The sequence below is a fragment of the Chryseobacterium tagetis genome, from assembly GCF_016735585.2.
Lineage (GTDB): Bacteria > Bacteroidota > Bacteroidia > Flavobacteriales > Weeksellaceae > Chryseobacterium > Chryseobacterium tagetis.
In genome coordinates, this window is the sequence record NZ_JAERSE020000003.1 from 657167 (window position 1) to 676734 (window position 19568).

At 35.2% G+C, this 19568-nt stretch carries 20 protein-coding genes; 15 read left to right on the forward strand and 5 right to left on the reverse strand.

What is annotated here, in order from left to right; all coding sequences use genetic code 11:
• Positions 1–140: 140 nt before the first annotated feature.
• The 4 genes from JI747_RS12995 (at position 141) to JI747_RS13010 (ending at position 5142) form a co-directional block, all read left to right on the forward strand.
• Entirely contained in the window at positions 141–560 is a 420-nt protein-coding gene (locus tag JI747_RS12995) for an endonuclease domain-containing protein (protein ID WP_225689321.1), read from the forward strand.
• Between the two features lie 272 nt (positions 561–832).
• Entirely contained in the window at positions 833–2818 is a 1986-nt protein-coding gene (locus tag JI747_RS13000) for a urocanate hydratase (RefSeq protein WP_225689322.1), read from the forward strand.
• Between the two features lie 9 nt (positions 2819–2827).
• Positions 2828–4165: a WG repeat-containing protein gene (locus JI747_RS13005; protein ID WP_225689323.1), complete on the forward strand. Its 1338-nt coding sequence runs from the start codon at positions 2828–2830 to the stop codon at positions 4163–4165.
• Positions 4166–4551: 386 nt separating this feature from the next.
• On the forward strand, positions 4552–5142 hold the full coding sequence (locus JI747_RS13010; protein WP_225689324.1) for a DUF6624 domain-containing protein: 591 nt from the start codon (positions 4552–4554) through the stop codon (positions 5140–5142).
• A gap of 289 nt (positions 5143–5431) precedes the next feature.
• Here the strand turns inward: JI747_RS13010 and JI747_RS13015 are convergent, their stop codons facing one another.
• Positions 5432–6538, reverse strand: coding sequence for a DUF4365 domain-containing protein (locus JI747_RS13015; RefSeq protein ID WP_225689325.1), 1107 nt, complete (start codon positions 6536–6538; stop codon positions 5432–5434).
• A gap of 319 nt (positions 6539–6857) precedes the next feature.
• Between JI747_RS13015 and JI747_RS13020 the strand changes: the two genes are divergently transcribed.
• The 6 genes from JI747_RS13020 to JI747_RS13045 all read left to right on the forward strand — a co-directional run bounded on the left by JI747_RS13020 (position 6858) and on the right by JI747_RS13045 (position 11511).
• Positions 6858–7094, forward strand: a complete 237-nt coding sequence (locus tag JI747_RS13020) for a hypothetical protein (RefSeq protein WP_225689326.1) — start codon at positions 6858–6860, stop codon at positions 7092–7094.
• 7 nt (positions 7095–7101) lie between these two features.
• Positions 7102–7557 carry a DUF6261 family protein gene (locus tag JI747_RS13025; protein WP_225689496.1) on the forward strand — a complete coding sequence of 152 codons (456 nt, stop codon included), beginning with the start codon at positions 7102–7104 and terminating at the stop codon, positions 7555–7557.
• A gap of 353 nt (positions 7558–7910) precedes the next feature.
• Positions 7911–8669, forward strand: a complete 759-nt coding sequence (locus JI747_RS13030; RefSeq protein WP_225689327.1) for a Rossmann-fold NAD(P)-binding domain-containing protein — start codon at positions 7911–7913, stop codon at positions 8667–8669.
• A gap of 303 nt (positions 8670–8972) precedes the next feature.
• Positions 8973–9911: a tetratricopeptide repeat protein gene (locus JI747_RS13035; protein WP_225689328.1), complete on the forward strand. Its 939-nt coding sequence runs from the start codon at positions 8973–8975 to the stop codon at positions 9909–9911.
• Positions 9912–9976: 65 nt separating this feature from the next.
• A complete protein-coding gene (locus tag JI747_RS13040) occupies positions 9977–10561 on the forward strand; it encodes a gluzincin family metallopeptidase (protein WP_225689329.1) in 585 nt (194 codons plus the stop codon).
• Positions 10562–10779: 218 nt separating this feature from the next.
• Positions 10780–11511, forward strand: a complete 732-nt coding sequence (locus JI747_RS13045) for a TonB-dependent receptor plug domain-containing protein (protein WP_225689330.1) — start codon at positions 10780–10782, stop codon at positions 11509–11511.
• A 48-nt stretch (positions 11512–11559) separates the two neighbouring features.
• On the opposite strand, the gene tpx is transcribed toward JI747_RS13045, so the two are convergent.
• On the reverse strand, positions 11560–12132 hold the full coding sequence (tpx, locus tag JI747_RS13050; protein WP_225689331.1) for a thiol peroxidase: 573 nt from the start codon (positions 12130–12132) through the stop codon (positions 11560–11562).
• Between the two features lie 161 nt (positions 12133–12293).
• Here tpx and JI747_RS13055 point away from each other — a divergent pair, with 161 nt between their 5' ends.
• The 3 genes from JI747_RS13055 (at position 12294) to JI747_RS13065 (ending at position 15177) form a co-directional block, all read left to right on the forward strand.
• The gene (locus JI747_RS13055; RefSeq protein ID WP_225689332.1) at positions 12294–13913 is read left to right on the forward strand and encodes an NADP-dependent glyceraldehyde-3-phosphate dehydrogenase; all 1620 of its coding nucleotides are present in this window, start codon (positions 12294–12296) and stop codon (positions 13911–13913) included.
• Between the two features lie 148 nt (positions 13914–14061).
• A complete protein-coding gene (locus JI747_RS13060) occupies positions 14062–14562 on the forward strand; it encodes an RNA polymerase sigma factor (protein ID WP_225689333.1) in 501 nt (166 codons plus the stop codon).
• Positions 14563–14580: 18 nt separating this feature from the next.
• Positions 14581–15177 (forward strand): hypothetical protein, encoded by a 597-nt coding sequence (locus JI747_RS13065; protein WP_225689334.1) that lies wholly within the window; start codon positions 14581–14583, stop codon positions 15175–15177.
• Positions 15178–15211: 34 nt separating this feature from the next.
• On the opposite strand, the gene JI747_RS13070 is transcribed toward JI747_RS13065, so the two are convergent.
• Together JI747_RS13070 and JI747_RS13075 are read right to left on the reverse strand one after the other, a co-directional pair.
• Positions 15212–15775 carry a YdcF family protein gene (locus JI747_RS13070; RefSeq protein WP_225689335.1) on the reverse strand — a complete coding sequence of 188 codons (564 nt, stop codon included), beginning with the start codon at positions 15773–15775 and terminating at the stop codon, positions 15212–15214.
• A 10-nt stretch (positions 15776–15785) separates the two neighbouring features.
• On the reverse strand, positions 15786–17321 hold the full coding sequence (locus tag JI747_RS13075; protein ID WP_225689336.1) for a S41 family peptidase: 1536 nt from the start codon (positions 17319–17321) through the stop codon (positions 15786–15788).
• Positions 17322–17463: 142 nt separating this feature from the next.
• Between JI747_RS13075 and JI747_RS13080 the strand changes: the two genes are divergently transcribed.
• A complete protein-coding gene (locus JI747_RS13080; protein ID WP_225689337.1) occupies positions 17464–18561 on the forward strand; it encodes an MBL fold metallo-hydrolase in 1098 nt (365 codons plus the stop codon).
• Here the strand turns inward: JI747_RS13080 and JI747_RS13085 are convergent, their stop codons facing one another.
• Complete coding sequence (locus JI747_RS13085) at positions 18562–18849, reverse strand: GNAT family N-acetyltransferase (RefSeq protein WP_225689338.1); 288 nt, start codon at positions 18847–18849, stop codon at positions 18562–18564.
• A 283-nt stretch (positions 18850–19132) separates the two neighbouring features.
• Between JI747_RS13085 and JI747_RS13090 the strand changes: the two genes are divergently transcribed.
• Complete coding sequence (locus tag JI747_RS13090; protein WP_225689339.1) at positions 19133–19558, forward strand: hypothetical protein; 426 nt, start codon at positions 19133–19135, stop codon at positions 19556–19558.
• Positions 19559–19568: the final 10 nt, after the last annotated feature.

A 19568-nucleotide genomic window follows, 5' to 3' on the forward strand; every position in this document is an offset into this window, starting at 1 on the left:
TTATTTTTGAAAAGAAAAAACACAATAAAATCATTCCAACTATCCACAACGAAATTCCCCTCCTTTGGAGGGGTGGATTCGACCGGAGGGAGAAGACGGGGTGGTTAATATGACACAACAATTTAAAAAAACAACAAATAATGAAAGAAATTCTCACCGAAATCAACGGAGTTCCCATTCGAAGAAACTTCGTAGAAAACTTACCTTACAATCCCAAATTAAAACCATTGCTCAATGGAAAAAGGAAAGCAGGAATTCTCAGTGAAGTGCTGTTATGGAAACAGGTTCGGGCAAGAAGTTTCTATAGAATAGATTTTGACAGACAACGAATTATTGGGAATTATATCGTTGATTTTTATGCTAAAACTCTTGGATTAGTCATAGAAATTGATGGATGGAGCCACGATAATAAAGCATCTGATGATAGGGAAAGACAAAAGTATCTGGAATCTTTTGGATTAAATGTATTTAGAATTACAGACTTTGATATTAAAAACAATCTAAGTGTAGTAATGAGAGATTTAGAAAATTTCATTATCGAAGATTATAGTCACCAGTAAGAATATACACAACAAAATTCCCCTCCTCTGGAGGGGTGGATTCGACCAAAGGGAGAAGACGGGGTGGTTCAAAGAAACATACTAAAAAAGTACTCAAACAACATCACTTCAAACCACCCCGTCAAAAATTCTCACGAATTTTCGCCACCCCTCCTTTGGAGGGGAATTTCCATCATACTTCATATCTTTTGTTTTATTTGCAGGAATTTTCTAATTTGAATATCTTTAAAACCACAAAAAATCTATCAACTATAAATAACAATCGACAATAAATGACTTTCCAGGAACAGATACAACAAGGCATTCCAAGCCAGTTACCACCATCCAGACCTTACGAAACCAATATCAACCATGCTCCGAAGCGTAAAGAAATTTTAGGGGACGAAGAGAAAAAATTAGCCTTAAAGAACGCTTTACGTTATTTCGAACCTCAGTTTCATGCGGAATTGCTGCCTGAATTTAAAGAAGAGCTAGAAAAATACGGAAGAATCTATATGTACCGTTTCCGTCCTGAGTATGAAATGAAGGCAAGACCGATCTCTGAATATCCGGGAAAATCTGAGCAGGCCAAAGCGATCATGCTGATGATTCAGAACAATCTGGATTATGCGGTGGCGCAGCATCCTCATGAATTGATTACCTATGGTGGAAATGGAGCGGTGTTTTCCAACTGGGCGCAATATCTTCTGACGATGAAATATCTGTCTCAAATGACGGATGAGCAGACTTTGGTAATGTATTCAGGGCATCCGATGGGGTTGTTCCCTTCGCATAAAGATGCGCCGAGAGTAGTCGTTACCAACGGAATGATGATCCCGAACTATTCTAAACCGGATGACTGGGAGAAATTCAATGCACTTGGTGTGACGCAGTACGGACAGATGACAGCGGGAAGTTATATGTATATCGGTCCGCAGGGAATTGTTCACGGAACTACGATTACTGCTTTAAATGCTTTCAGAAAAATGAATAAAGAGCCAAAAGGCGGACTTTTCGTGACTTCAGGATTAGGAGGAATGAGTGGAGCTCAGCCGAAGGCAGGAAATATTGCAGGATGTGTTACCGTTTGTGCTGAGGTGAATCCAAAGATCACAAAAATCCGTCACGATCAGAAATGGGTGAACGAAATTCATGAAAACCTTGACGAACTGGTAGCAAGAGTAAGAACAGCTCAGGAAAACAAAGAAACCGTTTCTCTGGCGTATCTTGGAAATATTGTTGAGGTTTGGGAAAAATTCGATCAGGAAAACCTGAGAATCGATATCGGTTCAGATCAGACTTCCCTTCACAATCCGTGGGCGGGAGGATATTATCCTGTCGGGCAAAGTTTTGAAGAATCCAATAAAATGATGGCGGAAGATCCTGAATTATTCAAAGAAAAAGTTCAGGAAACATTAAGAAGACATGCTGCAGCTATCAATAAGCATACGGAAAAAGGAACCTATTTCTTCGATTACGGAAACGCTTTCCTCTTGGAAGCTTCAAGAGCAGGAGCCGATGTAATGGCAGAAAATCCTACGTTGGGAAGAGAATTTAAATTCCCTTCTTATGTTCAGGATATTATGGGGCCTATGTGTTTCGATTACGGTTTCGGGCCGTTCCGTTGGGTTTGTACCAGCGGAAAACCGGAAGATTTACAGAAAACCGATGATATTGCTTGTGCAGTGCTGGAAGAAATTCAGCAGAACTCTCCTGAAGAGATCCAGCAACAGATGAAAGATAATATCCAATGGATCAAAGGAGCGCAGGAAAACAATCTTGTGGTAGGTTCACAGGCAAGAATTTTATATGCCGATGCAGAAGGAAGAATGAAAATCGCAGAAGCTTTCAATAAAGCCATTAAAAACGGGGAGATCGGACCGATAGTATTGGGAAGAGACCATCATGATGTTTCAGGAACGGATTCTCCGTACAGAGAAACTTCCAACATCTATGACGGTTCAAGATTTACCGCAGATATGGCAATCCACAATGTGATTGGTGACAGTTTCCGTGGGGCAACCTGGGTTTCCATTCACAATGGAGGCGGTGTCGGTTGGGGAGAAGTAATCAACGGTGGTTTCGGGATGTTACTGGATGGAAGCGATGATGCCGACAGAAGATTAAAATCGATGCTGTTCTGGGATGTGAATAACGGTATTTCAAGACGAAGCTGGGCAAGAAACGAAGGTGCTATTTTCGCCATTAAAAGAGCGATGGAAATAGAACCGAATTTAAAAGTGACACTTCCGAATATTGTGGATGATAGTTTGTTTTAAGGAGTAATCATGAGCCGACAGTTTTTCCTTTTATTGCTGTTTCATTCTACCATGCTTTTTTCACAGGAAAAGTTAGAAGGAGATTATAATAAAGAATATGGAATCTTCACAACAAAAGATAAAGACAGCATTTATTTTGTCGACAAATTCAGATACGGAAAAGGGATGTTTTGTAATAAAGCCTCCCTCAGTTCCGTAACATACTCTGACAATAATGTAACGATTGAAAGCCCTGAAAAATGTGGACTTATAGACGAAACCGGAAAGATTATCCTGCCCCGGAATTTTGAAAAGATCAATATAGTAAATGATGCGGTCGTAAGGCTTAGAAACAATGATAAATACTGGCTGTATAATACTACCTATAAGAAAGATATTTCTGAAAAATACAGCGTGATCTCTTATATACAGGACGGGAAACTTACACAGACCAATAACGGAAATGTATACGGAGTTATCGATCTGGATGGAAATGAAATTTTAAAGTGTGAATATTCTGTTGTGTCAGTGTATGACAAAGACCTCATTATTGCAAAGAAAAATGGGCGCTACGGTTGTTTTACCACAGAAGGACATCTGTTACTGCCGTTTGAATATCAGGATATAAGCAGCAGCGAGCATTTTATTTTTGCAAAAAAAGAGGGTGGGTTTGATGTATTTGATAAAAAAGGAACACTGCTTACGAATATCATTTCCAAAACGCTAAAGGAACTCAATGATAACACCCTTGCCGTTGGAGAGAACAGCAGAGTCTATATGTATGATCTCAAAAGCAAAAGAAGAATTTCTGAGCTGACCTATTCTGATCTTGCAGCATCCTATTTTGATAAAAACAACAATATTCATTTTCATGCCTATGAAAAAGAGGGGTTGTATAAGGTGAGGTCAGGATTTATAGATAGTAATAACCAAATTATTTTGCCGTTGAACTATGATATAGGTAATTTCAGAGAAGGCTTTGCCACCATAGGGAAAGACGGTAAGTATGGCTTTATTGATGAAAATAAAAAGATCGTCATTCCACTGAAATTTGACAGGGTCTGGAGTTTTTTTGATGGCGTTGCAAAAGCCGTTTATAATGGGAAAAATGTCTATCTCGATACAAAAGGAAAGATCCTGTTTGAATCAGACATCAATCCTGGAAGTATGAAAGAATACATCGGCTTTTTCTATGAAGGAATGGCCGTAAAATCAAAAAAAGGGAAATACGGTTATATAGACAAAACCGGAAAGGAAATTGTTCCGTTGATTTATGATCAGGCTCATGAATTCAACAATGGTTCTGCCCTCGTCCGTAAAAATAATAGGTATTATTTTATTGATAAAAACGGAAAGAAAATTGAATAACTGCTGAGCAAAATCATCCATTTGTTATACACTACAACGGTATTTTAAGACGCAGCCGGGCAAGAAGTGAAGGCGCTATTTTGTGATTAAAAGAGCGATGGAAATGAAACCGAATTTAAAGGTGACGCTTCCGAATATTGTGGATGATAGTTTGTTTTAAAACTTTTTTAGATATTGAAAAACCTGCTGTGAGGCAGGTTTTTTTTTATGATAGTACGGATTTATAACCGTGCTTTGATTTTTTGCTCACGGATTGCAAATCCGCGAGATCGGGAAGAAATTATCCATACTTTATTCCGACACTTAAAAATAATTCCTACTTTTGAGACAATTAATTTTTAACCAAAAATGGTCAACCTATTTTGGAATATGACACAAAAATAGAAATGAAAATAAAAAAAATAGTATTTAGCATATTAACCGCTCTTGTTTTAATAATATCAATATTCCTTTATATGAATAGGGATAAATTTGTCTATGTAGGTTCAGTAGATATTATTGAAGTCGATTGCAGCAAAAAAAATCAAATCTTGAGCGAAGTTTTAGAAAGTGACCAAAGGATTAGAAAATCAAATGAACTCATCAAATACGCTAAAGAAGATCATAGGAATCAAGAATTAGTGATTAGCATTATTGAAAAGTGTGGTATGCCAACATTAAAGGAGGTGGGTCAAAGACAAATGGATGCAATCTGGTTGGGACTGCAACATACTACTAAAGAAATCAGAAAAAAGTATTTTCCACAAATAGAGAAAGCGGTAAAAAATGGAGACTTATCTAAACAACAATACGCATTGATGAAAGATAGGATGTTAATGGATGAAGGAAAACCTCAAATATATGGTTCACAAATAGAAAATGGCAAATTGTATAAATTAGAGAATCCTGAAACTGTGAACGAAAGAAGAAAAGAAATGGGAATGGAACCAATAGAGGATTATTTAAAGTATTTCAATATTCAGTTCAATCCGAATTAACAGCACAACATATAATCACATATACGACTCCGGTCAAAATTAAATGCAGTTTGTCTCTCCCCCCACTGGTGCGAATATTTTTGCTCGTACTCACTCAATTTAGTTTAAGACACGAGCGTGAAGCTCGCGCCAGCGACGTATTATAACGTAGAAATATTCATTTTCAAAAAACCTTAGAAAGTATGGAAAAACCTGCTGCGAGGGAGGTTTCATCTTTTATGACAACGTGGATCGTAATCTGTGCTTTATTTTTGTTTTCTTACATATTCATTTCGCAATATATTTTTTGTCATAATTTTTCTAAGATTCTTGTTGTCAATCCTTTGGCATCTTGAAATTCATGTATCAAAAAGCTCAAAACTTCAACAAGTTGATTTTTAGCCTCTTTAAAAAAAGAAAAATTATGTGTAGGTGTGTTTTTGAGAGTTTCTCTCAAGTTTATATATTCCGACACTGCAGAATCAATTTGGTTTGGGAGTTGCTTAAAATTTACTTTGAGAGTTTCCTTCAAGTCGACATATTCAGATAATATGGAATTAATTTCGATGGGGAGTTGTGTCGTATTACTGCCAGTAAATTCTTCTAATTTTAAGATAAAAGTATATTGAGTAATTAGAAATTTTTCAAAAGAAGTAATTCCTACTGAATATAATTGTGAAAATAATTCAACTTCAGTTTCGATTCTTTTTGTAGTTATATTCATTGTTCTTGATATGCCTTTGTATAAAATTGAAAATTCAGTTATAGCGTTTGGTGTATTTTTCAAGCTGAGTTCTTTTAATTTATCACCCATATTAATTGTTTCTTTAGTTTGCTTTTCAATTATTGCTGCTATATTAGAGAGGCAATCTGTTGCATTATTAAGTGATCTTAAATCTTCAATTATGTCTTTTATATTATTAGAATCTACTCTACCACGATATATATCAAATCTTTTATCATTTTTTACAGATGCAATTTTAGTAAGTCTCTTTTCTGATTTTTCGTTAAACTCTTGTTTAAAAGGAATTTCAATTTTCCAACTTTTTTTATTTCTTTTTAGATTAGTCCCTATTATTTCCTGCCAATATGTTTTTCCTTCTTCTGGAATATGTGCTATAAGAATTATTGGTATACTAAGATTTAACCAATAATTATAATGTATATTAGTAACATAATAAGATAATCCTTTTTGAGTTTTATAGAAATTTCCTGAACCACTTTTAATTTGAACAGCTATAAACTTCCCAGTTGGTTCATCATTTTCAACTTGTTCAATTATAGCATCTAGCCCTACATCAACAATTGGTTGTTCACGGAATATCCATCCAAGATTTTGAATTACAATTTTTTCAGTTTCATTAACTCCTAGTCTTTCAGTTGGATTATATCTATTCATAACTTTATTTACTATCATTGTATAAGGTATTAATACCTATTAAGATTTTCAAATATAATAATCTGTAATAGATTATTATATTAAATAAAAATAATTTCAGTCAAGTATGTCAGAAATTAAAATTTCTTATAAACAATCTTAATTTAAACCAAATACACATTATATTTCCCATTAACAACCTAATTTATAAAAAAATATACTTTACATTTCTTTAAAACAGAATTGTTTGCAACCAAATACAATTGTATTTTATTTCTGACACAATTATAAATACTGTTTTTTTTATATTTGTTTCAAGGAAATAGTTCCTATTTAATAATAAAAACACAAATCACGTATGAAAATTATATTAGTAAGGCTAGGTACTAAGGATCTTGTGACCTTGGCTCAACGCGTTATTTCGAACATTCAGTCAGGAAAATATCCTGTCATTACCAACCATCCTCTTACGGCAACTTTGGCGGCTTCATATATGGAGTACGACAAAGTGTATGCAAAGCAGGTCTACAGCGGAAAAGGCAAAGACGTTGCTACGGCAGACCATGAAAGGGATCTTTGCTTAGAACAGCCTTAAAGCCTTCCTGAACGGATACAGAAAACTTCCTACAGCCGTTAATTATCAGTTTGCAGAAGACCTGTACAGTGTATTTAAAACATTCGGACTGGATCTGGACCGTTTAAGCTATTCTTCACAGACGGGCCAGATGAAAAAGCTGATAGAAGAGCTGGAAACCCCTGATAACCTTCAGAAAATCTCGCAGCTCTCTCTGGATGCCGATTTTGCAGACATGAAAACCAAGCATGAAGCCTTTGAAACAATTTTTGCCGATCAGGCAGGAGCCAATGCCGATCTCCGTCAGATGACAAGTGCTACAGCCATCCGTAAAATACTGGAGAAAAACCTGAAAACGTACTTTAATCTGCTGACCGTAATGAAGGAAGTTGCGGGATGGGAGCTGCTCTACAGCGATACGAATGAGCTGGTGAAGGCCGCAAAAAATTCTGAGATCAAGAGAAAAGACGAAAATCCGTCCTAGATCATAAAAAAACAATACAGCATTGTGTTGAATGTTTTATTTCCGTCAGTTCGAGTGTTTTTCCGAAGGAAAAATGTATCGAGAACTTTTATGTAAATTATACCCAAGTTCCCTGATACAAAATTCTTTAAGAATTTCACCAGAACCGGCGGATTTGTTTTTGAAATTATATGATTAAAAATGATATTTTTGGGAGATGAAACTGTTGTAGCTTGCATTCAATCTCCCTTTTCAGAGAGCGTAATGAAATACAGCGTATTGAGAAATCGGGTTCCATACAAGTTCTCGATATATTTCTCTCCATTTCATTTCGGGAAATACTCGAACTGACGATTAAGAATAAAGAATAACAAATGAAAAAACTAGGAATCATCGGCTGCGGCTGGTTGGGAAATCACATGGCAGAACGTCTTTCAGACCGATATGAAATCTTTCCGACAACAACTTCCGAATCTAAAATAGAAGAATTTAAAACGAAAGGATATTTCCCGACTCTGATCAGTTTTTCAGATGAAAACTCTGAAAACATGAATGAATGGGAAGCGGCAAATGAACTGGATGCCATTATCATCAGTATTCCGTTTTCAGGAATCAGGGGAAAACAGGTTTCCATGAAAACAAGACAGGAAAATGTGCTGAAATTCCTTGGAGATTATAAAGGTCAGCTTTTTTTGACAAGTTCAACGGGTGTTTATCCAGAACATGAAACAGAATTTACTGAAGAAGATCAGCCCGTAGAAAATGTGGAAAGCGAGTATTTTCTTCAGAGCAGATTTCCGGATGCCAATATTCTGAGACTGTCCGGATTAATGGGAGGTCAGAGACTGCTGAAGAACTATAATATTTCCAATCTGGATCAGCTGGTGAACCATATTCATTACGCGGATATCTGTTCCGTTTTTGAAAAAATGTTGGATCAGCAGTCTAAAGGAAAGGTCTATAATCTTGCAGCACCTGTTCATCCGAATAAAGAAGAGATTATCAATGCACAGAACAATCTGCCGTATTCGGGAGAACGTACTGAAAAAGGAAGGCTTATTTCCTCCGCAAAATTAATTGCAGAACTGGATTTTGAATTTCAGTATCCCGATCCGAGGTATTTTCATCTTTAAAATAGAGAGATAATCTGTCATTCTGAACGGCACGAAGTGGAGTGAAGAATCTCTTATGTGTGCTGAGATTCTTCCTTCGTCGGAATGACAGAGTGGTGAATGTTTTTTTCTTTATTAAAAGTAAGAGGTAATTTGTCATTCCGAACGGAACGAAGTGGCGTGAAGAATCTCTTATGTGTGCTGAGATTCTTCCTTCGTCAGAATGACAAACGGGCTGTATATTTTGTATAATAATGAAACTCCTTAATTCATTAAATTCTTTATTTTTAACCCAATCATAATCAGAAAATAAGAAGTGTTAATATGAGAAAATCCTTTTTTAGTTTAATCTTCGGAGTTTTATTTTCAATTCCTGTGTTGGGATGTCTGAACGGCGAGAGCTTACGATTAGAGAATGGATCCGTTCTTTATGAAGATTATGAAGGATATGTCCCTTATGGCCATCAGTTTAGGGATAATCAAGAGTTGATGCGGATTTTAGCTTCATTGGAACAAAATTATAAAGAAACCGGGAAAATAGAGTATTTATCAGATAAAGGACTGATCTTAATTATTCAGGGGAAATATAAGGAAGCGATTGATCTGTATAAAAAAATTGAACAGCTTCAGCCTGACAGATATTCTACCGCTTCCAATATAGGAACAGCTTATGAATTAACAGGTAATAATTCCGAAGCTTTACAATGGATTGAAAAAGCAGTAAAAATTAGCCCTGAATCTCATTTTCATTCGGAATGGATTCATATCAACATTTTAAAGGCTAAAATTAAAGGTGAGCACTATATCACATCTAAGTTTTTAATCGGGCAGGACTTTAGCAATAAAAAATATCCTGTATCAAATCTGGAGAAAGAAGAGCTTTTTAAACTTAGGGGGATGATTTATTATCAGCTGAACGAGAGAATTTCATTTGTAAAGCCTAAAGATAAGATCGTAGCACAGCTTTTATTTGATTTAGGAAATATTTCTTATTTATTCGGTGAGAAAGGAGAAGCGTTGGAAACTTATAAAATTGCGAAAGAATACGGATTTGACCAACCTGTTTTAAAGGAAAGAATGGCATTGTATTCTCCGCCGGTTGTTGATCATTTGGAAAGAAAAGCTATCAGAGCAATAAAACATGAGACAAAACCAACAAGAAAAGCTCGTCTCATAGGAATATTTGTTTCTGTTTTTGCATTAATTTTTTCTGGGCTTATTGTTTTTGGATTCAGAAAAAAAATTTCATTAGTGATGAAATAATTTGGATCTTTCCAGTCATCCTTAATAAGTCTTGTATCTTTAGCATAAATAATATAAAAAATAATATGAAAATCACAATACCTGCGCCATGCCATGAAAACTGGGACTCTATGACTTCCCATGAAAAAGGAAGATTTTGTGAAGTCTGTACGAAAACGGTAAAAGACTTCACGAAGTGTTCTGATGAAGAGCTTTATCATGAAATACAATCTGATCCCCATACCTGCGGAAATTTCAGAGCTAATCAATTAAACAGGAATATCGCTTTATCTGTTGTAGGGAAAATAGCGTTGGGATTAGTCGTAAGTGTTGGTGCTTCCATTACTGTGAACGGACAGAAATTAAAAACAGAGGAAGACATAAAAAAAATAGATTTTAAACAAGGTTTTGTTGGTTTTCGTAAAGTAAATGATACAATTGGTCGTTCTAATTGGTTAGGAACCCCTTCAAAGGAAGATATAGAATCTACGCAACCTAAGATTTTTTTAGATGGATTCAGAATATCAGAAACTAAAATGAAAAAGCTGAATCGGGAAAATATAGAATCAATTGAGATATTAGATGAAAAAAGGGCCGTTGAAATTTATGGTGAAAAGGTTCAATATGGTGCAGTTGTCATCACCTCCAAAAAGAAACCTAAAAATAAATAGACTTTTATGATATAATCTATCATTCTGAACGGAACGAAGTGGAGTGAAGAATCTCTTAGGTGTGCTGAGATTCTTCCTTCGTCAGAATGACAAGCGTGCTGAATATTTCTTCATGGAAATGACAAACTGCTTCTTTAGTTTTTAAATAAAATAGTAAATTAATCAAATTACTTCCAACCTTTTTCAAGAATCATACATCTTTATATAAAAAGAATAGCATGAAAATCACAATACCAACACCATGTCATGAAAACTGGGAAGCAATGACCCGCGAAGAGAAAGGAAGATTTTGCTCTGTATGTTCAAAAACGGTAAGAGATTTTACCGCTGCTCCCGATGATGAAATTATCGATGTATTTTCAAATACTACGGAAGAAATCTGTGGTAATTTTTATGAATCCCAGCTGAACAGGAACCTGCAATATTCTTACATCAATTCTGTTTTCGTAAAATTTGCAGTGGGATTTATTCTTACGACAGGAGGTCTGGTTTCTGTACAGGCTCAGCAACACGTGGCTAATGATACTTTGCAGGTGGCGGCATTGGATGAGGTAGTGGTAGTTTCTGCATTCGGACAGCCTAAGTATAAAAAAGAAATGCTGGGATCAATTACGGTAGTACCAGGTGAGGTCATGAATAAAGTTCAGAATGGTAATCCTAAAGCAGAGGTTGTAATTGTAAAAGATTTGCAGATCAATCAGACGCCTCAAAATGTAAATAATACCATAAGGATTGGGGGAGCTAATTCAAGTCTGAGAGGAGATCTTAAGCCTTTGGTGGTTTTGAATGGAAAAATAGTTGATTTTGAAAATTTACAGGAATTGGATCCTGATTTAATAAAAACAATGAATATTTTGAAAGGGTCTTCTGCAACGGCATTGTATGGCTCAAAAGCTCAAAATGGAGTCATTTTGGTAACAACCAAAAAGAAATGGAAATCCAGGAAATAAAAAACCTCCGGCAACTAGTACCGGAGGTTTATTATTTAAAAGTGAAATTTAATTTTTCACAGCTTTAATAGCCGCTTCATAATTCGGTTCGTGAGAAATATCGGCAACCTGCTCTTCATAAACAATTTTTCCTGAAGGATCAATCACAACAACAGCTCTGCTTAGTAATCCTTTCATTGCAGAATCTGTAATTTCTACACCATACGTTTTCCCGAAGTCTGAACGGAAATCGGAAAGCATCACTACATTTTTAATTCCTTCTGCACCACAGAATCTTTTTTGCGCGAAAGGAAGATCTTTAGAGATACAAAGAACCACCGTATTCGGAATGCTTGCCGCATCTTCATTGAAATGGTGTACAGAAGCAGAACAAACGCCTGTATCTACACTCGGAAAGATATTCAGAATAAGATATTTCCCTTTGTAAGATTCCAGAGTCTGATCTTTCATCGTCACATCGGTAAGGGTAAATTTGGGAGCGGGTTTATTTACTGCCGGTAATTTGGCGTACGTATGTACGGGTTTTCCTCCGGCAAGAACCGTGTTTGCCGTTTTAGAGTTTTGTGCCAAAGCAAACGATGAGAAAAACAGCAACGCACCGAAAACGAATTTTGAATACATGAATTTTATTTTTAAACAAAATTATTCTTTTTTTCATCTTCCAATATTAATTTTCTTTCAAATAGAGCAAATCTATTAAACGCCTCTTTTTAAAGTCGATTTTTCACTCTACCTTTATTCTATCAAAAGTTTATACTAATACTATTAAAAAAATAAAATTTATGAGTTCATCATCATTTCATGAGATATTTAAAGGCGAAAATGAAATTCCGGAAGAATATAAAGTTCCTGAGATTCACCAGAAAGTGTATTTGTTAAACGGAGAATTGGTAGAATGGAATGGGGAAGTTCAGAATATTTATTCTCCTGTCTGCATTCCAACAGAAAACGGACTGGAAAGAAAATTGCTGGGAAGTATCCCGAATATTGGTCCGGATGAGGCAATGAAAGTTCTTGATGCTTGCGTGAAAGCCTATGATAACGGACTTGGGGAGTGGCCGACAATGTCTGTAGAGGGAAGAATCAAATGTATGCAGAAGTTTGTGTATTTAATGATTCAGCAGAGGGATTTAGTAATTAAATTACTGATGTGGGAAATCGGAAAAACACTGGCTGATTCTACGAAAGAATTCGACAGAACAGTAGATTATATCAATCAGACGATCGATGCCTTAAAAGATTTAGACAGGGAGTCTTCCCGTTTTCAGCAGGCAGAAGGAACAATTGCACAGATCAGAAGAGCTCCGCTTGGTGTTGTACTGAGCATGGGACCTTTTAATTATCCTTTAAATGAAATCTTCACTACGCTGATTCCTGCTTTGATCATGGGAAATACGATTTTGTTTAAACTTCCAAAACATGGCGTTTTAGCACATTATCCTTTATTAAATGCATTCAAAGAAGCGTTTCCTAAAGGAACGGTGAATACATTATACGGAAAAGGTTCCGAGATTATTACACCGATCATGGAAAGCGGTAAAGTGAATGTTTTAGCATTTATCGGTTCCAGTAAAGTAGCGAATGGATTGAAAAAACTGCATCCGAAAGTTAATCGTTTAAGAGCTATTCTAAGTTTGGATGCTAAGAATGTGGCCATCGTTACGAAAAATGCAGATTTAGATGTAGCGGTGAGTGAATGTATTTTAGGATCGCTTTCATTTAACGGACAAAGATGTACGGCTTTAAAGTTAATTTTCGTTCAGAAAGATGTGGCGGAAGCATTTACCCAAAAACTGACTGCAGCTGTTTCTACAATGAAACCGGGGCTTCCTTGGGAAAAGGACGTAAAAATTACTCCACTTCCGGAAGTAAATAAACCTCCTTATTTAAAAGAGTGTATTGAAGATGCCTTATCAAAAGGAGCCAAAGTACTGAATGAAAACGGAGGATTTACGGAAGAATCTTTTGTGTTTCCGGCAGTAGTGTATCCTGTGAATAGCGATATGAAGCTGTATCATGAAGAACAGTTCGGACCGGTGATTCCTGTGGTTCCGTTTGATAATATTGAAGAACCTATCGATTATCAGGTGAATGCCGACCACGGAATGCAGGTAAGTATCTTCAGTGAAGATCCTGCTGAGGTAGCGAAACTGATTGATCCTTTTGTAAATTTGGTAAGCAGGGTAAATATCAATTGCCAGGCGCAGAGAGGCCCCGATGTTTTCCCTTTTACAGGAAGAAAAGACAGCGCAGAAGGAACGCTTTCTGTTTTTGATGCTTTACGCTCATTCTCGATCCGTTCTTTGGTAGCTGCAAAAGTGACGGATTCCAATAAAGAATTATTGAATACTATTGTGAGAAAGCATGATTCTAATTTTTTAAGTACCGATTATATTTTCTAGGGTTACCTTCCAACCTATTTTATAATGAAATCCCCAATAATCTTTTTGATATATTGGGGATTTTATTTTAGATGATTTTAAATTTTTAGAAGAAATGTTTGTAACAATTTTTTTTAAATGCAACTAACTCTTTAGAGTAACGAAAATCATGACCTCATTAGAACAGGAATTTTTAGAAAAGATCGAAAAGCATAAAGGAATCATTTTCAAGATTTCTAAAATGTACGTAGATGAAAAAGACGACCGCGATGATCTTTTTCAGGAAATTACGTATCAGGTATGGAAAGCTTATCCGGGTTTTAAAGGGGAGAGTGAATTTGCGACGTGGCTTTACAGAATTGCTCTGAATACCGCCATTATATTCCTGAAGTCTGAGAAGAAGAGGAGTTTTATAGAAAATGATAATGTTTCCAACTATAAAATCGTACAGGACGAATATGATCAGGAAAAAGAAGACCGGTTAAAAGAGATGTACAGAGCGATCCATCAATTGAGTCCGATAGATAAAGCATTTATTTTTTATTATTTGGAAGATTTTTCCGGAAAGCAGATCGCTGAGCAAATGGGGATTTCTGAAGGAAATGTAAGAGTAAAAATGAATCGCGCCAAGAATAAACTGAAAGATATCTTAAACACAAATACCTATTAACTTTTTAAATCAATTATCATGAATATAGATGAACTGAAAAATGCATGGAATGGAGACGATTCTTTTGAAGAAGTTCCTGAAATCAGTATTGAGCAGGCCAAGAAAATTAATTTGCCACTGGAGAAAATGCGTAAAAATATGCGCAAGGAATTCTGGTATACTTTGGTGGTATTTATCTTTTCCTTTTTTGTCGTTGCCATTTGTAATGCCCCTCTGAAATTTAAGTTTTATGTGCTGGTTTTAGTAGCCTCTATGGCTTTTGTGACCATTTTCTTTTTCAGTAAGTTTTTTAAACTGTACAAAGAATTAAGTAACCCTGCTTTACAGACCTATGATGCTTTAAATGATCTGTTGATGCAGTTTAATCTGAATAAACAATATTATCTGTCATTTTACGTAAGCTTTATTCCGTTTTTGGTGTGTGAAATCATTCTTGTGATAGAGGTGATTCCGTGGATGCGCGAGCTAAATCTCGTCTACATTCTTATGATTCTTATAGGATTTGTGGTAGTAGGAGGTTCCTTAGTGTATTTATCCGGAAAACGATGGTTTGAAAAGTTTTATGGAAAACATATCCGACAGATCGAAAATCTTTTGATAGAGTTGAAAAAATAGGATTCGGCGGGCTGAAAGCCCGCCGAATCCTATTTTATTGAGTATAATAAGCCGGAAATTCTCTTAGAATTGAATAAAGATCTCTGAATTCAAAGTAAGTTGGACTCACACTGCTTACGTTTTCAAAACCTTGATCTTCAAATAATTTTTTGGTTCGTGTCACATGAAAATATTGCGAGACAATAATAATACTGTTGAATTTTAACTGTGATTTCAATTTGAGTGTATTGATAACGGTAGCTCTTGTATTGTCTCCGTGATTATCTACAATGATTAAAGAATCTGGAATCCCTTTTTCAACGAGAAACTCTTTCATTTTATCACCCTCATAAAATCCTTCTTTTCCCAATCCACCACTTACCAAAATCTTTTTGATGCGATGTTTTTTGTATAAATCAATTCCGCTTTCCAGGCGTTTTTCTAGTCTTTTAGATAAAGTTCCGTCTTCATTGACTTTGTTTCCCAATATAACGGCAAGATCTGCATTTTTGCCATGATCAGACAAACCGTCAATGGTAATGTACAGAGAATGAACAAGGAACCATACAATAATAGAAGAAACGAGAATTTTGAAGAGTTTAAAAATATTTTTCTTCATTCAAAGTAGATTATTTTCCATTTTTCTCATTGCTGATTTTCTTCATTACCCATTCTATCTGGCGGTCTTTTTTATCTAAAATATCCTGAATACTTTCTGTAACGGTAAAATCAGGAAGAACCCCTCTTTCTGTATTGGTAAAATTAATATTAGGCTGTACTAAAGCCAATCCGATGGGTAAGCTGATCTTTGAATGAGGCAGTTTCTGATAAGAATAAAATCCGGCAATAGTACCGTCATTGGCACCTCCAGTTTCTTCACCAACCAAAGTGGCAAGCTTGTCATTTTTAAGTTTAGCGGATATAATTGAGGATGCAGAGAAGCTTCCTCCATTAATGAGCACAAAAACTTTTCCGTGAAAAGCATCCTCTTGAGGTTTTGTTTCACGGTCTGCTTTCATTTTATAATAAACAACGCTGTCTTTTTTATAAGTATTTATCGTCTGACTTACAATATAAGCGGGATAAAGTAAACTTTTAAAAGTGTATTCCAGAGCATTGCTTTTTCTGAAATAATTGGTTTTTAAAGGACTGTTTTTCGAAGTGACCTGAGAACGTTTGATCAAAGTAAACGGTGCCGGAGCGAGATAAGAATACAGGTTGTTAATTTCATCCAGAGATCCGCCATAGTTATTACGGATATCTATAATGAGGTATTTCGCTTTTGCATTTTTAATTTTGGCAAAAGTTTCCTTGTAAAATTTTTCTGAATAGCTTCTTGAAAAACTTTTCACTTTAATATAAGCAATGCTGCTGTCGGGAGATAAAAACTTAAAAGAACGATTGTAAGAGTTGCTGAAAGCCACATAATCATTCACCTTTTTTTCTAATGTTTTTTTCTTCTGTTCCTTATCCTTTTCGAAATCGGTTTTATCTTTTTCGGCTCTTTTTAGCGTATAGGTTTTGATTTGATTATGATAAAGGGTTTCAACTTTTGCACTGTCCCTAAAACCAAACTCTGCACTGTAAAAATTAAAAAATATATCCTTTAAGAAATAAGGCTGAAAGGTAGTATTGTACCCATCACTGCTGATTAGATTTTTATATTTTTTTAAATATAAAGGCACCGGAATATCATTGATTTTCAGGATCTCGGTTCCCGGTTTTATATGTTCAATAGAATCCTTGTTTTCTATGATATATAAATGTTCACCTGTAACGTAGTATTCAAACCGGCTGAACATTCCTTTTTTGTTATCCAGAGTTTTGATCTCTTTTTTCGTGAATTTCTTAATCGGAATTCTCAACGAAAGATGTCCTTCCTTTATACTCGCAATTACTGGCTGTAGTTTAAAATAAAACTCAAGCGGAGTAAGAGGCTGGGTGATGGTTTGTTTGAGACTGTCAAATTTATGATCCAGCTGGCTTTTTGAAATATACCAGTAAAGCTTAGGATGCATCTCTTTGATCTTTTCATGGGCGTAATCCACATCCTCTTTAAGTTCTTCCGGTGATATACAGGAAGATCTCTGTTCATTGTGCTTTTTAACAGATGAACAAGAAGAAATGATGAAAATGAATAATATGGTGAGTGAAAAATGTTTCAATGTTTTGAAATTTCAATGGGCTAATTTAAAAAAGTTTAGAATAATGTTTTGCTTTTTAAATAAAATTTAGTAAAAAATAAAGGTATTCAGTTTTCTGATCGTCATACAAGATAATGTCATACATTTGACACTATTTTAGAAAATGATATATATAGTTATTAGCATAGTTGTTGTAATCATCCTGTTATATTTTATAGTGATCAATCAGGAAGTTTTCGGAGCCGAAGCAAAAGGGGAAAGGTTGGAGAGAATGCAGCAGTCAAAACATTTTAAAGATAAACAGTTCCAGAATTTAAGTCATACTCCGTCATTGGCTGAAGGACATTCAATGCCGAAAGTGATGTATGATTTCTTTTTCAAAAAGAAAGATCCGCTTTTAAAGCCGGTGAAAAATCTTCCGTCTATTCATACAGATCTGAAAAATCTTTTAAAAGAGGAAGATGTTTTTATCTGGATGGGGCATTCATCCTATTTTATTCAAACGGATGGTGTTTCATTTTTAATTGATCCTGTATTAAGTTTATATGGTTCTCCCTTTAAATTTTTCAATAAAGCATTTGCCGGAGCAGATATTTTTAAGCCTGAAGATATTCCCAACATCGATTATCTGGTAATTACACACGATCATTACGATCACTTAGATTATCCAACAGTGAAAGCGATTAAAAATAAAGTAGGAAAAGTGATCTTACCTCTTGGTGTAGGTGCTCATTTAGAAAAATGGGGCTACAAAACTGAACAATTGATTGAAGAAGAATGGGGAGCCGAAGCTGTTTTAAAGAATAATATTAAAATAACATTTACCCCTGCAAGACACTTTTCAGGAAGAAAAACACAGAGAAATGTTACGCTTTGGACTTCTTATGTGCTGGAAACGCCTACCAAGAAAATGTTTTTAGGTGGTGACAGCGGATACGATACCCATTTTAAAATGATCGGGGAAAAATTTGGTCCGTTCGACTACGCTATTATGGAGAATGGTCAATATAACGAAGCCTGGAAATATATCCATGCATTACCGGAAGATGTGATCCAGGCAAGTATAGACGTGAGAGCAAAGAAGATCATTCCTGTACATTCATCAAAATTTGCATTGGCATTACACCCATGGAATGAACCTTTACGAAAAGTAGTACAACTTGGAAAAGAAAAAAATCTGAATATTTTAACGCCAATGATTGGAGAATCTGTTGATCTAAACGCATCAAACCAGCAGTTTAAAATCTGGTGGGAAGACTAATCAGGCATGCCAAATCCCTTTATACCTTGCCGGATGATTTTCAAACTGTTGTCTTACAAAATCACATTCGGGATCTACGAGTAGGTCTTTTTCTTCGGCGTAACGCACCAACTCATCCAAAAGCATTTTGGCGTATCCTTTTCCTTCCACTTGCTCATCAAGTTTGGTATAATATACGATAAGAAGTCTTCCGTCAATCTCAATTGACATATACCCTGCTTTTTTTTCATCAATTAATATCTGCAATTCGTCTTGGTATGGAGATATTTCAAATTTTATATTTTCCATAATATTGAGATTTTGGTGGTTGAAAAATGAGGTTTTATCATTTTTTCCTTCTTAAAATTACAAATTTAAAATGAAAAATGATGTTTTTTAAAGATTTTTAATACTTATTAATAATCAAAGAGGCTGAGAAGATATTTAGGCTGTATTTTTCCAGACTTTTGAAATTTATATAATAGATTATCAGTTGTTTATATTTTCTCATCTGCTTTATATTCCAATTTAAAACTGATTTGGCACTCTAATTGAAAATTCATTAATATCTAATTTAAAAAAAAGATGTAAGATGAAAAAGTTATTATTAACAGCAATGCTTGTTGGAACATTCGGATTAACATATGCACAATCAGATTATTACAACGATTATAGAAGAAGTGTTACAGACGTTAACTGGGCAACAGTAATTACCGATTTGGTGTTGTCACAAACACAGGCAAATCAGATCTATGCTCTGAACGACCGATATCACGATTACAATTCCTGGAATAAAGTCTACGTTCATAATCCCGATAAATGGAGAAATGACAGATATGTGGAGCTGGAAAGAATAATGGGGCGTGATAAATATTTAAAATTCAAAAATAAATATTACAAAGGACAAAATCCTGTTGCCGTTTATAATCGTAATAAAAACAACGAGAAAAAGTATAAGAAAACAGAGAAAAAAGTGTACGTTCATAAAGAAAAAGATGAACACGGAAATCATCATTAAACCAATTATC